The 15456-nt window shown below is 44.6% G+C and carries 14 protein-coding genes; 4 read left to right on the top strand and 10 right to left on the bottom strand.

Features of this window, described 5'->3' with window-relative positions; genetic code table 11:
- Position 1 precedes the first annotated feature (1 nt).
- The 8 genes from BA724_RS02920 to BA724_RS02885 all read right to left on the bottom strand — a co-directional run bounded on the left by BA724_RS02920 (position 2) and on the right by BA724_RS02885 (position 7685).
- The gene (locus tag BA724_RS02920; protein WP_069937195.1) at positions 2–1030 is read right to left on the bottom strand and encodes an alpha-ketoacid dehydrogenase subunit beta; all 1029 of its coding nucleotides are present in this window, start codon (positions 1028–1030) and stop codon (positions 2–4) included.
- Positions 1027–2046, bottom strand: coding sequence for a thiamine pyrophosphate-dependent dehydrogenase E1 component subunit alpha (locus BA724_RS02915; protein ID WP_069937194.1), 1020 nt, complete (start codon positions 2044–2046; stop codon positions 1027–1029). Before BA724_RS02915 ends, BA724_RS02920 begins: the two co-directional genes overlap by 4 nt.
- A gap of 140 nt (positions 2047–2186) precedes the next feature.
- The gene (locus BA724_RS02910; RefSeq protein WP_069937193.1) at positions 2187–4013 is read right to left on the bottom strand and encodes a sigma-54-dependent Fis family transcriptional regulator; all 1827 of its coding nucleotides are present in this window, start codon (positions 4011–4013) and stop codon (positions 2187–2189) included.
- Between the two features lie 226 nt (positions 4014–4239).
- Positions 4240–4707: an S-ribosylhomocysteine lyase gene (locus BA724_RS02905; protein WP_069937192.1), complete on the bottom strand. Its 468-nt coding sequence runs from the start codon at positions 4705–4707 to the stop codon at positions 4240–4242.
- Positions 4708–4737: 30 nt separating this feature from the next.
- Entirely contained in the window at positions 4738–5298 is a 561-nt protein-coding gene (locus BA724_RS02900; protein ID WP_069937191.1) for a YybH family protein, read from the bottom strand.
- Between the two features lie 150 nt (positions 5299–5448).
- Entirely contained in the window at positions 5449–5634 is a 186-nt protein-coding gene (locus tag BA724_RS02895; protein WP_069937190.1) for a hypothetical protein, read from the bottom strand.
- A gap of 190 nt (positions 5635–5824) precedes the next feature.
- On the bottom strand, positions 5825–6505 hold the full coding sequence (locus BA724_RS02890; protein WP_069937189.1) for a response regulator: 681 nt from the start codon (positions 6503–6505) through the stop codon (positions 5825–5827).
- A gap of 13 nt (positions 6506–6518) precedes the next feature.
- Complete coding sequence (locus BA724_RS02885; protein WP_069937188.1) at positions 6519–7685, bottom strand: sensor histidine kinase; 1167 nt, start codon at positions 7683–7685, stop codon at positions 6519–6521.
- 324 nt (positions 7686–8009) lie between these two features.
- On the opposite strand from BA724_RS02885, the gene BA724_RS02880 reads away from it, so the two are divergent.
- The gene (locus BA724_RS02880; protein ID WP_069937187.1) at positions 8010–8648 is read left to right on the top strand and encodes a YigZ family protein; all 639 of its coding nucleotides are present in this window, start codon (positions 8010–8012) and stop codon (positions 8646–8648) included.
- Positions 8649–8731: 83 nt separating this feature from the next.
- Positions 8732–9799, top strand: coding sequence for an LCP family protein (locus tag BA724_RS02875; RefSeq protein ID WP_069937186.1), 1068 nt, complete (start codon positions 8732–8734; stop codon positions 9797–9799).
- Between the two features lie 45 nt (positions 9800–9844).
- Here BA724_RS02875 and BA724_RS02870 read toward each other — a convergent pair whose 3' ends face one another.
- On the bottom strand, positions 9845–10915 hold the full coding sequence (locus BA724_RS02870; RefSeq protein ID WP_069937185.1) for a glycosyltransferase family 4 protein: 1071 nt from the start codon (positions 10913–10915) through the stop codon (positions 9845–9847).
- A 308-nt stretch (positions 10916–11223) separates the two neighbouring features.
- Here BA724_RS02870 and secA2 point away from each other — a divergent pair, with 308 nt between their 5' ends.
- Positions 11224–13575 carry an accessory Sec system translocase SecA2 gene (secA2, locus tag BA724_RS02865; protein ID WP_069937184.1) on the top strand — a complete coding sequence of 784 codons (2352 nt, stop codon included), beginning with the start codon at positions 11224–11226 and terminating at the stop codon, positions 13573–13575.
- A gap of 4 nt (positions 13576–13579) precedes the next feature.
- Positions 13580–14479 carry an accessory Sec system S-layer assembly protein gene (locus tag BA724_RS02860; protein WP_069937183.1) on the top strand — a complete coding sequence of 300 codons (900 nt, stop codon included), beginning with the start codon at positions 13580–13582 and terminating at the stop codon, positions 14477–14479.
- A 270-nt stretch (positions 14480–14749) separates the two neighbouring features.
- Here BA724_RS02860 and BA724_RS02855 read toward each other — a convergent pair.
- The coding region (locus BA724_RS02855; RefSeq protein WP_141719858.1) for a C40 family peptidase at positions 14750–15456 on the bottom strand (707 nt) is incomplete at its 5' end.

Genomic DNA, 15456 nt, shown 5'->3' with positions numbered 1-15456 from the left:
TTTACAAAACAAGTTCGCTGCCGGTCATTTCCTGAACGGCTTTGACAATTTTGTCTGGCGTCGGCAAATAAATATCTTCAAGCGAGGGTGCAAATGGGACTGGCGTATGCGGTGCGGTGACCATTTTTACCGGCGCATCCAAGTAGTCAAATCCTTTATCGGCGGCGAGCGCGGCGATATCGGTTGCCGCGCTGCATCTTGGATTTGCTTCATCCACGACAACAAGCCGCCCTGTTTTTTCTACAGATGTTAAAATCGTATCCTCATCGAGCGGCGACAAGGTGCGCGGATCAACAATCTCTGCTTCTACCCCGTTTTTCGCCAGCTCATCCGCTGCTTTCATTGCGGTATGCACCATTTTACCGATTGCGACAATCGTGACATCTTCTCCGCTTCGCTTAATGTCCGCTTTACCGAACGGAATGCGGTACGATCCTTCCGGCACCTCGCCTTTCATCGTATATAATGTTTTGTCTTCGAAAAACACAACAAGGTCGTCGTCAAAAATAGATTCTAATAAAAGTCCTTTTGCATCATACGGCGTCGATGGAATAACCACTTTAATGCCCGGTATGTGTGTGAAAAACGAATAAAGGCTTTGGGAATGCTGGGCGGCAGCGCGGAAACCGGCTCCGTGCATTGTCCGGATCGTAAGCGGCACTTTCGCTTTTCCGCCAAACATGTAGCGAAGCTTCGCGCCCTGGTTCATCACTTCATCTAAGCAGCTGCCGATAAAGTCATTAAACATGAGCTCTGCAATCGGCCGCATACCTGTTGCGGCAGCTGTGACAGCGGCGCCGACATAGCCAGCTTCCGCAATCGGTGTATCGATAATACGGTCACGTCCGAATTCCTGCACGAGCCCTTTCGTGACCCCCATAACGCCGCCCCATGCTTCTTCGTCCTGCAAATGGTCGACAGCAGCGCCGCCTGCCACATCTTCCCCGAGCAAAATCACGTCCTGGTCTTCTCTCATCGAAATCGCCATCGCTTCATTTACTGCTTGTGAAAAAGTTATTTGACGGGTCATGATACCGCACCTCCATCTGTTTTGTACGACACATATACATCTTCAAGCAGCTGCTCCGGAAGCGGATGCGGGCTTTTTTCCGCAAATTCAACAGCACGGTCAACATCTCTTCGCACGTCTTCATCCATTTTATCCAGCTCTTCTTCGGTCATAATGCCCTGCTCGGTTAAATATGTGTAAAACTTTTTGATCGCATCCAGATCATTTAAATGCTTTACTTTTTCCTCGCCTTTGTACGTTTGTGCGTCTCCTTCAAAGTGACCATAGTTTCGGTATGTCACACATTCAATCAATGTCGGTCCTTCCCCATTGCGGGCGCGTTCCACCGCTCTCTGTGCTGCTTCCCGAACGGCCACAACATCTTTTCCATCCACTGTTTCCCCGGGAATGTCATAGCCAATCGCCCGGTCTGCAATCGATTTACAGCTGGACGCGTAATGGAACGGTGTCGCTTCTGCAAACCCGTTGTTTTCCGCGACAAAAATAACCGGTAAGTTCCAAATTGCCGCCATGTTGATGCCTTCATGGAATGTGCCGTGGTTGTTGGCACCGTCTCCGAAAAAGCAAACCGCCACGCCGCCTGTTTTTTTCAGCTTGTGCGTTAGGCCAGCTCCAACGGCAAGCGGGAAGCCGCCGCCGACAATGCCGTTCGCGCCAAGCATCCCTTTTTCTACGTCAGCAATGTGCATGGAGCCGCCTTTTCCTTTACAAAGCCCGGTTGCTTTCCCATAAATCTCAGCCATCATGCCGTCTAAATCGCACCCTTTGGCAATACAGTGGCCGTGACCGCGGTGCGTGCTTGTAATATAGTCATTGTCATCTAAGTGCGAGCAAAGTCCGACCGCAATCGCTTCTTCTCCGGCATACAAATGAACAAAGCCCGGCAAAACACCCGTCCCAAAAATCTCATGAACCCGGTCTTCAAAATGGCGTATTTCAAGCATTTTTTGAAACATCCACGCTGCTTCTTCTTTTGAAATCGCCGCCTGATTTGTTTGCGTTTGTGACACCGTCATCCTCTCCCTTTTACTAATTGATTAATTAGAAAACGCTTTCAATTAAACCAATGCAATCAGCGTGCCAACATAAAATAAAGGCTGTATAAAGGATTTATGGTTCTCCGTGTCTTCTTTTCTCATCGTTATCTTGATCTGTCTCAATTCATCTCATATTGTTTCAGCTTCCGGTAAAAGGTGCTGCGCGGTATGCCCATTTGTTTAGCGGCGGTCGGAGCATGACCTTTCGCATCCTTCAGCGCCTGCATTAATTCTTCCCGCTCCATTTCCTGGCGGCTCGTCCACTGTTTTTCACATTTCCGTTCTAAGGAGGTCATGCAGTCGGACGCGGATAAACCCGATGGTACGTGATCCCCGTACAAAATACGGATACGGTCGAGAATATTAAACAGCTCGCGAAAATTTCCTGGAAATGAATGCTGTTTAAAAGTACGCATTAATGATTCCGGTACGACCCCATTCCACTTTGTTCTTTTTTTATAATCATCAATGAATCGCTCCATGTCGCATAAACGATGCCGAAGCGGCGGCAGCTGAATGGGAAAGACGTAAATCCGATAAAATAGATCCTCTCGCATTTTACGCGTATTCACAAGTTCAATTAAATTACGGTGGGTGGCTGTAATAATCCGGAGATTGACCGGAATCGGCTTAGATGCGCCAACCGGCATGACTTCTTGTTCCTGCAGCACACGCAGCAGCGAAATCTGCATCTGTTCGGGGATATCCCCAATCTCATCTAAAAACAGTGTCCCGCCATCTGCATCGCGTATTTTTCCTTGATATCCGCTCCGGCTTGCTCCGGTAAACGCACCGCCTTCGTAGCCAAAAAGCTCACTTTCCATTAATGAAGCAGGAATGGCCCCGCAGTTGACCGCAACAAATGGTCCATTTTTACGACGGCTGCTGTTTTGGTGAATGGCCCGTGCTAAAATTTCTTTGCCGGTCCCCGTTTCCCCATATATATGGACCGCCGCATCGGTTTTTGCGACACGCTCTGCCTGCCAAAGTACATGCTGGAACGATTCCGAAGTGCCGATTACTCCGCTGTAATGAAACGTATCAATCCAGCCGTTCAGGGCCGGTGTTTTTTTCACATTGGCAAACTGAATAAGCCGCCCGATTTGAAATGAACCGGATTCATTATATACATCCCGCATTATGTCCTGCTTCCAGACGTTTTTAGGCAGTTCACAAAGCAAAAAAGGAACCGTCATCTGACATTGCTCTTTCATCACGTCATTCATCCAAATAATAAATCCCGACGCAGAAACAGCCGCCATTGGAGCGGTGTGCTGACGGTAAAAAGAAGCGGCCATAATGAGGGACTGCTCATCCATTTTCGCAAGTGACGCCCATTGCTGCTCGATCGCAAAAGCAGCCGCGCATACAGCAGCAAGCATATGCTCATGGCGGGAATCCGCAAGCGCGCTTGTCATGTCAAGAACACCGAGCAGTGTTCCGTCCGGCGCGTGAATAGGTGCGGCGGAGCACGAAAAGTGCTGGGAGGCGACAGAATAGTGCTCCGTGCCTACAACGGTAATCGCTTCGCCAGTTCTGAGAGCGGTTCCAACTGCATTCGTGCCAACAACGTCTTCGGTCCATTTTGATCCTTCTATAAAATTGATTTTTGATGCCCTCTTTAACGTCGGGTCAGGACCGCGCGCAGCCAGGATATACCCTTCTTTATCCACAAGCAAAATCATCGTATTCGCCTGTTGGATGGACATCATGACTTTGTCCATAATCGGCCCTGCAATCGATGTCAGGCGGTCATTTTTTTCAAGCCGCTGCTTCAGCTGCTCTGGCGTTAAAATATCGCTTCCTTTTCCATCATATGGATTGACCCCTTTTTTCTGGCACATGTACCATGACTCTTCAATCCGTTTTTGCAGCCGCGCCGCATCTAAGACCCCTTCCCGTACGAATCGCTGCCACACATTTCGCTTTACTGTCTCATTTACCATTAATAAGCCTCCTCATCTCCAAAAATGGACATTGTTTTTGACATGACGGATAAAATGACAAAAGTGACGGATAAACTGCCTAATATGAACGGCAAGTACTTTTTATTAATCTAATGGAGTGATATAACCTTTGTATAGCGGCGGTTAAAGGAGAAGTTTATAAAATCCCAGTATAAAAAAAAGCGGATAAAAGGCAAATGCTTTTATCCGCTTGTCGGCACATGGCTTACCCGGCAAATACTTGTGTCCATTCCTGACGCTTCGCAAGCATGTCGCGCGCAATCTCTTTCGCGCCTTTTAAGCTATGGCTCGCTGCCCATCCGCATTGTACTTCGTTGCAAGCGGGCACTTCTGTTGCCTGGAGGACATCTTCTAATGTTTTTTCAATGATGTTTAAAATGTCATCATAATCTTCGTGATTGATCACTGCGATATAGTAGCCGGTCTGACAACCCATTGGGCTGATATCAACGATTTTATCGGAATGATTGCGGCTGAATTCCGCCATCATGTGCTCCAGTGAATGAAGCGCCGGCATCTCCATATGTTCTTTGTTCGGCTGGCAGAAACGGATGTCATATTTTAAGATTTTATCGCCATTTTGGCCTTCCTTCACGCCGGCAAGCCGAACGTACGGTGCTTTCACTTTCGTATGGTCCAAGTTAAAGCTTTCTACATTCATTTCTTTTGTCATGTTAAAAAACCCTCTTTTCTTTTTACTATATCATTCCATTGCAAAAAGGGAAACTTGCTTCCAGCCGCCTGCTTCTTTTTGAAACACCATAATCTGCCTTGTCGTCTGGCTTACTTCTTTGCCCGAACTTAAGTCTTTTGACGTCGATTCCATGTTCATAAATACATTGGCCGTCATTTGATCTTCGTCGTATTGAATAATGGTTGTATTTACCGGTGTCATCGTGGCATCAAATGTTTGAAAGACCTTTTCGATGTATGCTTTTTCCTCTTTATAATCAAATGATTCCGGCGTTTTAGAAATGGTTGCCATGTATGCGTCAATGTCTTTTTCGTTAAACGATTGAATTTGCCGGTTGAGGGCGGCAAGTATCGCTTCTCTTTCCTCTGCCGGTACATTTTCCGCTTCTTCAATCGGCGCTTTTACTGTTGTTCCGCCTGCTTTTTCCTCTTCGGCCGTATGCGTTTCTTGTGTAGAGCCTTGCGTTTCACCATCTAATGCAGAATTTGCGGCTTGGTTGCTTTCTTCCTCACCGCAGGCGCCCAGCATTGCACCCATTAAAAGAAGCGCAGATACCCATTTATATGTCAACGTTTTTGCACGTCCTCTCAGACCCGCTTGATGCGGGTTACAAAGGCGATGCGACGGGATGCCGCGTTTGCCGCCTTTGATCTTTTTTGTATTATGTCTTTCATTGTAAAAGAAAAACGGCCCGCGCTCAACCGGCGCGAACCGTTTTTTTCAATAATAGCGGCGTGGATAAGGCGGGCGGTCATAAAAAATCGGTGTCAGCAGGCTGCCCGTCAGACCACCAAAAAATCCTCCTAAAAAAGGATTCAAATAGCCGCCGTAAAAATAAGGAGGCTGCGGTTGATACTGATAGGGAGGATACGGATAAAAAGGTGGACGCACATATCTTGGACTCATCTAATCGCTCCTTTCGCTTGTAGTTTATGCGGCAAAAGAAAACAGGGTGATGACTGCTTCTTTTATATTCAGTTAGACTGGCTTGAGTCCAATTTAATTACACGAATTTATGTCCACTAAAATCAACAATATGCCTCCTCATGCCAACATCTTCCTCAACAAAAAAAGCCCCATAAAGGGACCTTTCTTCTTAACGTACTTCTACCCAGCCTTTTTTAATAGCAGTGACAACAGCTTGTGTACGGTCGTTTACATTCATTTTTTGCAAAATGTTACTCACGTGGTTTTTAACCGTTTTTTCACTGATGTACAATGCTTCGCCGATGCCACGGTTGCTTTTACCGTCAGCCAGCAGCTGAAGCACTTCACATTCCCGGCGCGTCAGCAAATGAAGCGGGCGCACTACTTCTGTCTGCTGGAATCCTTTTCCTTTTCCGTCATCATTGGATAAGCGGCGGTAATCGGCGATTAAGTTATGTGTGACGCGCGGATGCAAATAAGAACCGCCATCTGCCACCACTTTAACCGCTTCTACCAGCTCTTCCGCATCCATTTCTTTCAGCAGATAGCCGAGCGCACCGGACTGCAATGCATGTGTAACATAGTTTTCGTCATCGTGAATCGATAAAATAATGACTTTCGTATCCGGGTATTTATCAACAAGCTTGCGCGTTGCTTCAACGCCATTCACTTCCGGCATATTAATGTCCATAATAACAACGTCCGGTTTGTGCTCTTCGACGAGCGTAAGCGCTTCTGATCCGTCATCTCCCTCTGCAAGCACTTCAAACGTTTCTTCAAAATCAAGAATACGTTTTACCCCTTCACGAAATAGCTGATGATCATCAATAATAATAATTTTCGTTGTCATCCTGGTTCCTCCTCTAAGTCAATGGCTGCTTGATTATTGGGACACTAATTAAAACAGCGGTCCCTTCGCCTGGCTTCGAATGAATGGTAATATCTCCACTCAGCAGTTCAATGCGCTCTTTCATTCCCATTATGCCAAAAGAGCCTGATTTTTTCTCGTTTACGTCAAATCCTTTGCCGTTATCTTTCACGACAGCTAATACTTGTTCTTTTTTAATTTCCAGTTTCACTTGAATGATCGATGCATCTGCGTGCTTTAATGCATTTTGAACTGATTCCTGAATGAGCCTGAACAATGCTACTTCCATATTTGACGGAAGACGCTTCTCAAGGCCCAGATTCACAAATTTTATATCAGGTGCAGCCATTTTAGAGCGGCTGTATTCACTGACAGTAGCTAAATATTTTTTTAATGTCGGGATCAAGCCGAGATCATCAAGCGCCATTGGCCGCAGATCATAAATAATACGCCGCACTTCATAAAGCGCAGATCGGACCATTTTTTTAAGGTCACGGATTTCGTTAAATGCCGCTTCTACACCCCGCTCCCGGTACAGCTTTTCAATTAAATCAGACCGCATGAGGATATTTGCCATCATTTGTGCCGGTCCATCATGAATTTCACGGGATAAGCGTTTTCGTTCTTCTTCCTGCGCTTCCATCACCTGCAAACCAAATGCCTGCTTTAGCTGTGCATCTTCAAGCGCGCGGCCAAACTGCTTCATATCCTGTGTTAAATAATTTAAGACAACCGCGGTTTGCGAGACGAGATGTTCGGCCCGCTCAATCGTTGTATGTACGGACGACAAGCGACGATCAAGATCATTCCGGCGTTCTATTAATTGCTTTTCATTTTGCCGCAAAACAAGCAGTTTCATTTGCAAATCATGTGCACGTTCATACGCTTGGCGCACGACTTCTTCTGAATAAATGGAGAAGTCACGGCTCACTTCCGATAATCGCTGACGGGCCATTTTTACTTTTCGTTCCAAGTCATCTTGTTCGATAATTGCCAAATGAATTTGGCTTTTAATGAGTTCAAGCTCTTTAAAAAGCGTTTCATAATCCGCTCTGCTTTGTTCGGCAATTGAAAAAATCTGGTCCTTGCTCTGATCCACCGTTTCCACCATTTTATCCAAAATTGTATCAAGAAGTTTCGTATCCGAATTTCGTATCGACATAAGCGGTTTCCTTCCAAAATTGATGGCCTGGACCTGTACAAAAGATAGAGACTATATTTCACATCAGTGTATCTTTCGATGGCGGAAATAATACATAGTTCGTTTTAAATCACTCAAAAAAGACCCGGTGAAAACCTCACACGGAAAGGTCCATTTCATTATAGCATTAGATTAATTAACGAACATTAAAGTTTATTTACGATTCGTTTAAAAGTATTTCGAAGCATGTCTCTTTTCATCCGGACTTTTTTCCTTTACGATAGATTACCAATACGGATTACCCTTATTTTTTATTTTTAAACCTTTAATGAGGAGGCCAAATTATTGTTATCTCACTATAAAACAGTTAAACGATCAGGCAGCCATGAAATTATTATTCAAAAATCACGCTTTATCGCACATATTTCAAGGGTTGAATCTGCTGAAGAAGCAATTGCTTTTATTGAAAAAATAAAAAAGCAGCATTGGAATGCAACGCATAACTGCTCTGCTTATATGATTGGCGAGCACGATCACATTCAAAAAGCAAATGATGATGGTGAACCGTCCGGCACTGCTGGAGTACCTATTCTTGAAGTCATTAAAAAACGGGGACTAAAAGATACAGCTATTGTTGTCACACGTTACTTCGGCGGCATTAAGCTCGGGGCGGGCGGATTGATCCGCGCTTACGGAAAAGCAGCATCTGAAGGATTGAACGCAACCGGCATTGTTGAACGCCGGTTAATGAAAATCGTCACAGCCTCGATTGATTACACATGGCTCGGCAAAATTGAAAACGAGCTGCACGCATCGGTTTACGAAATAAAAGAAATCCATTACGGTGAACACGTTGATGTAGATATTTTTGTTGAAGAAGAGCATGTACAAACCTTTCGTGACTGGATGATTGAACTGACAAATGGGCAAGCTGATTTTACAGAAGGCGGCGTCTTGTATATGGAGAAAGATGTCGAATTTTAAAAAAATTTGAACGTATTGATCCTTTCATAGTAAAATAATAAATGGCTCGAAATTTGACCATTACACTAAAAGGAGATAAATATATGAGTTCACCCTATCAACGCACGGGTCGACGCCGGAAAAAAACGCAAAAGCGCCGCATTGTGTTTTTCACCCTCGTTCTTCCATTGCTGCTGGTTCTTTTCACAGGAGCAGGCTACGGTGCTTTTTTGTATAAAAAAGCGGAAACAGTTTTATCTGAATCGTACATGAATGACGGACGCGAAAAATCAGCATTGCGTGATGCAGACGTCCACCCTTTAGAAGACAATGTGTCTATTTTATTTATGGGAATTGATGACAACAACACTAACCGGAAATACGGCGATAATACACGGACAGATGCACTCGTTCTCGCCACGCTGAACGTCGAAGACAAATCCATTAAAATGGTCAGTATTCCGCGTGATTCCTATGCATACATTCCAGCGGAAGGCCAAAAAAATAAAATTAACCATGCTCATGCAGTCGGCGGTCCGAATGCAACAATTGAAGCGGTCGAAGAATTGCTGGACGTACCCGTTGATTATTACGTCCGTATGAACTTTTATGCATTTATCGACGTTGTGGATGCTTTAAACGGCATAAAATTTGACGTCCCGTTTGAAGTTAATGAGAAAAACTCGGAGGATAAGCACAACGCTATCCAGCTTGAGCCAGGCATGCAGACTTTAGATGGTCAAGAAGCATTAGCGCTTGCACGCAGCCGTAAATATGACAGCGACATTGAACGCGGCAAACGCCAGCAGGAAATCTTGCAGGCTATTGCGAAGAAAGCATTGTCAATTAATTCAATCACAAAATATGATGAGATCCTGGAAGCCGTTGGATCAAATATGCGTACAGACATGACATTCAGTGAAATGAAATCGCTCATTGAATACGGCAAGGGTGACGATGTGCTTAACTTCGATTCAATGACACTGGTCGGTTCAGATGATTCCTCAAGTTCTGGTGCATACGTGTACAGTCTTGATGAAATAGAACTTGAAGCAGTCAAAGGCAAACTGCAGCGTCATCTCGACATTGAAATGTCTTCCGATGAAGAAGACAGTGAGATGGATTTTGAAGAAAACGAGACAGAAGAAGAGTCTTACAGCACAGAAGAATAAAAAGAAACGCCGCTCCGATATACATACCGGAGCGGCGTTTTTAGTTTACAGATTCTTTTTCGTTCCGCTTCTCACAAAGTTTAAAAGCGGCTTATAATCATTGCTGATTAAACCAATACTTTCAACAAACAGCTCGATCGCCAGTGTAATGACCGCCATCATAATAATAGCACCCCAGATGGTAGCCATCGAGAAGATGATTGCCGCAAGTCCAAACATCATCGCGATCATGTAAATGATTAAAACGGTTTGCTTATGCGTATAGCCTGTTCGAAGTAAGCAATGATGCAGATGGGATTTATCTGGTGCGGAAATGGGCTGCTTGTTCAGCTTCCGGCGAATAATCGCAAAAATCGTATCAGAAATCGGAACACCAAGTATAATAATTGGAATAATCAATGATACGACGGTAATATTTTTAAAACCAAGCAAGGAGACGACTGAAATAATAAAACCAAGAAACAGCGCTCCTGTATCACCCATGAAAATCTTGGCAGGGTGAAAATTGTACTTTAAAAAACCAATCGTGCTCGCTGCGACAATCAGCGCAATGCTCATTACGTACACATCACCTTTTAAGAAGGCCATAAAACTAATCGTAAACAACGCAATGGTTGATACTCCTGCCGCTAATCCATCCAATCCATCAATTAAATTGATCGCATTTGTAATCGCAATAATCCAGATGATTGTCAACGGAATGCTTAAAAAGCTGTTAAATTCAATTGTCCCGCCAAATGGCAAGTTAAAGAAATCCACTCGAACATCTCCGTACACGACGACGACAAGGGCGGCCGCAATTTGCCCGGCCAGCTTAACCTTTGCTGAAAGCTCAAAGCGGTCATCAAAAACACCTGTTAAAATAATAATAAAGCTTCCGATAATGATTGCCGGATTCATCAGCGGTAAATCATATGGTGCAGACGGCCGCAAGACAACCATACCAATTAAAAAGCTGATAAAAATCGCCAGCCCTCCCATACGCGGCATAATGCGCTGATGCACTTTCCGGTAGTTCGGTTTATCCACGGCTCCAATGGCGACAGCAAATTTTTTCACAAGTGGCGTAAGAGCTAGAGAAGCCAGTACGCAAATAATAAAAGCAAAAACAACCATAAGATCCTCCCTCTGTTGGCCAGAAGCATAGTTTATATGAAATGACCAAAAGCTAAATGCGCGGCATCCTGCCGCATCGCTTTTGTGACCTGCTCAGCAGGCCCGAACGTCTTTTGTTTTTATATTTGTCCTCAACTTCAACATTATAATGGCAAACCATCATTATATCCACCATAAACACGAAAAAGACCGTATATTTTCTTTCATGCTGTATTCTGTTAAGATAAGAATGGGCGACTGCGTGGTTATCATGCCTTTGTGAACCGTGTAAAACGGGCCTATGGAACGTATTCTGGGGAGTGAAAAGAATGGTCTCATTGTTTCGAAAAAAAGACGCCGGTGACCGGCAGTTAAAAGCATATCAAAAAATTGTCGCTTCTATCAATGAACGGGAAGCGGCAATGGAATCCTTGACAGATGAACAACTGCGTGCCAAAACAGCCCAATTCAAAGAACAGCTTGCTGGCGGCGCTTCAGTTGATGATATAAAAATAGACGCATTTGCAGTTGTACGCGAAGCCGCAAAACGCGTCCTTGGTATGCGCCATTATGATGTCCAGCTTATTGGCGGCCTTATTTTATCTGGCGCGAATATTGCCGAAATGGCCACTGGGGAAGGCAAAACACTTGTCGCATCATTGCCGAGCTATTTGCGCGCATTGGAAGGAAAAGGTGTTCACGTTATTACAGTGAACGAGTATTTAGCCAAACGTGACCGTGACACAATTAGACCGCTTCATGAATTTCTTGGACTGACAGTCGGTTTAAATTTACCGTTAATGACTGCAAAAGAAAAACAAGAAGCGTATAATGCAGACATTACATACGGAGTCGGAACGGAATTTGGTTTTGACTATTTGCGTGACAACATGGTGTGGCACCCAACGCAGCGTGTTCAGCGCCCTTATCATTTCGCGATTATTGACGAAGTGGACAGCGTGTTAATTGATGAAGCAAAAACACCGCTTATTATTGCAGGCAAAATGCCGCCTGCCGCTGACCTCCATTATATTGGCGCTCGTGTTGCTAAGCGTTTTGTCCGTGATGAGGACTATCAACTTGACGATGAAACAAAAGCAGTCAGCTTGACAGATGGAGGCATTGAAAAAGTAGAAAAAGCATTTGGCGTTGGCAATTTATATGAAATTGAACACCAGACACTGTACCATTACATGATTCAGGCGGTCCGGGCACATGTCATGTTCGAGCGGGACGTGGACTACATCATAAAAGACGGTGCCATTTTGCTCGTTGACATGTTTACCGGCCGGACGATGGAAGGCCGGACACTTTCAGACGGACTGCACCAAGCCATTGAAGCAAAAGAAGGCCTTGAAGTAACCGATGAAAATAAAACACAAGCATCGATTACCATTCAAAACTACTTCCGCATGTATCCGTTTTTATCCGGTATGACCGGCACGGCGAAAACGGAAGAAAAAGAATTGCTTGATGTCTACAATATGCAGGTTGTGAGGGTACCTACGAATCGACCGGTTCAGCGGATCGATATGCCGGACCGAATTTACCGGACATCAGAAGAAAAATATGCCGCTGTCACAGCGGAAACGGCTGCTCGTCATGTAAAAGGCCAGCCGGTTTTAGTAGGAACAACCTCTATTTTGCAGTCAGAAAAGATCGCTGATTACTTTAAAGAAGCCGGCTTGTCTTTTGAACTTTTAAACGCAAAAAGTGTTGAGCAGGAGGTGGAGCTTATTTCCCGTTCCGGCCAGCGCGGTCATATTACCATTGCGACAAACATGGCCGGGCGCGGCACCGATATTTTGCTTGGTGACGGCGTACCGGAATTAGGCGGACTTCACGTGCTCGGCACCGAACGTCATGAGTCCAGGCGTATCGACAATCAGTTAAAAGGCCGGGCCGGTCGACAAGGTGATCCAGGTTCGAGTGAATTTCTTATTTCACTGGAAGATACGATGTTCCGCCGCTTTGCAAAAGATGATCTTGCAAAGCTTGAGAAAAAATTGCAGACAGCAGATGATGGACTGGTTAAAAATAAAAAAATGCATGAATTTGTCGACCGCGTCCAGCGAATCGTTGAAGGTGCCAATTATGCCATGCGTGAATACAATTTAAAGCTTGATGACGTTATCAATGAGCAGCGCGGCGTCATTTTCGGTCTGCGCAATGCGATTGTTGACGACGATTCGCAAAAAGAGCGGCTTATCGATATGATCAAGCGTTCTGCCCGCGAGGAAATTGACTATTACTGCCAAGAGGACCTATCACCTGAAGAATGGAAAATCGATCTCTTAGCTGGACACTTACAGGGAATTTTCGGTGGACGAGAAGTACCTTTGCCGGAAGAGCCTTCGAGTTTAAAAGAAATTATTCTTTCAACTGAAGAAGTGATCGTTCCTTATCTCGATTGGGTGGATGAACACTTCGAACCGGACTGGGATAATTTAGTGAAAAGAATAATGATTAGTGATATTGATCGTATTTGGACCATTCATCTCGAACAAATGACCCGTTTAAAAGAAGGCATCGGCCTGCGCCAGTATCAGCAGGAAGACCCAATGCGTATTTATGCACGTGAAGGCTTGCAGCTGTTCCAAACGTCCTACCGCGACCTGCTTCGCTCGATAAGTGTCAAAACGGCCGCTTTAATGACGGAATTAACAAAAAAGGAGAACTAAACGAATGCTATCTTTTTTCAAACGAAAAGGAAAAAACGACTCCGCTCTCAAAAATGATGGACTTGAAACCGCTGTTTCTGCAAGCGACGTAACGGGTGAAGAAGCAGAAGCCGGCCAGGAAGAAGTGACAACCGCTTTGTCGCTGCATCCGTCACAAACCGTTTCACAGGAGCAAATGTACGTCCTGCGTTTTTTGAACAATGAATTGCCTCCATTAAAGCGGAATCAGCTTTCTTTGTCCGGGATTGAATGGAACGAGCAGCCAAATGGCATTGCCGTTTCCGCTTTCGTCCGCAATACCGTTGAACGGGATATTTCACTTGGAGACGTGCCTCTTCTGCTGCTAAACGAAAAAAACGAACTAAAAGCGCGGGATACATTTAAGCTGAAAGAACTTGGCTCCCTGCCAGCTGATTCAAGCCGTCCTTGGACATTTCTTTTCCCTTCTGCATCGCTGAACAATGGAGTAAAGCTCGGCAAAGAAAACTGGTCGATTGCTTTTGACTTAACATCCCGCACACATAAGCTGGAGCTTGATGAAAAATGGGAAAAGACACTGCCGGAAGAACAAAAAGAAAATTTAAAAAAAATTGTTAAAAAACTCGGCGACCCAGCTAAAAACGAGCTGAACTTTACCGGATTAAGTGCGACAACGCTTGAAAATGGAAACTTAACGATTTCTTTATTAATTCGCAATGGATATGACCGGAACGTAAACATTGAAAAGCTGCCGCTGCAGCTGATCGATGCAACAGGTGAATTGGTGGCACAAGGCCAGTTCAATGTCGGTGATTTTGAAGTGAAAGCCAACACAACAAAACCGTGGACGTTCGTCTTCCCCGCGTCACTTATCCAAAAAGATAATCCGGATTTTTCTAAATGGAGCGTCCGTGTAACGAAATAAGATTAAAAAAATCCTTGACGGGCGGCTTGCCCATCAAGGATTTTTTATAACAGAACATGAAAAAACACCCGTCACATAAGACAGGTGCTTCACAGCTTTTTACCAACCACGTTCTAGCAAAACGAGTTATTTACATACAAAACGGAAACTATATGTCCATTTTATCATATCTTTTTACACTTACAACTATTATTTTGAAAAACATGCCTGTCTTCCACATTATTGCTAAAAAAGGATAAACTTTCGCCATAGATTTTTTTTGCTTTTATTTTAATAGAAACGCTTAAAGCTGGTAAACTTCGATTTAAAATAGGAATTATCGAGACTTGTAACAGTCACGCCTGCAGAGGAGCTGGCATGGATAAACTGGTTGCCGCCGATGTAAATTCCCATATGGGAAATCCCTTTTTTGTATGTGTTGCTGAAAAAGACAAGATCGCCCACAACAGGGCTTGACACTTCATACGAACGGCTGTAATAGCCGTCTGTATTCGTCCGTGTGATGCTTTTTCCTGCCTGCTTATAAGCGTAATAAATAAAGCCGCTGCAATCAAAACCAGCTGTCGAAGCGCCGCCCCAGACATATGGAATGCCCACCAATGAGTTTGCTGTACTGATTAGCTTAGACGTGCTATACCCTCCGGAAGAAGACGGATTACTCACCTTTACTGGTGCCGGTGTTGTGCCTGTTTTGGACCCGCCCGCTACTTTTAATTTTTGACCAACGAAAATAACGTCAGATTTCAAACTGTTCATTTGCTTTAATGCTGCCACAGTCACGCCGTTCCGGGATGCAATGAGCCCCAATGAATCACCGCTTTTGACTATGTATGTGCCACTAGCTGGAGAAACGGATGGACTTGTCGTTGAAGACGGCTTATTTGTTGTTGGTGTCGCCGTTGTTTGACCGTTCACTTTCAGCTTTTGTCCGATATAAATAACATCTGACTTTAAGCCGTTCAGCTGTTTTAACGAAG

It is taken from the genome of Domibacillus iocasae, from assembly GCF_001750285.1.
Taxonomy (GTDB): domain Bacteria; phylum Bacillota; class Bacilli; order Bacillales; family Domibacillaceae; genus Domibacillus; species Domibacillus iocasae.
Note: the sequence above shows the minus strand (reverse complement) of the source record. Positions and strands in the feature narration are given on the sequence as shown.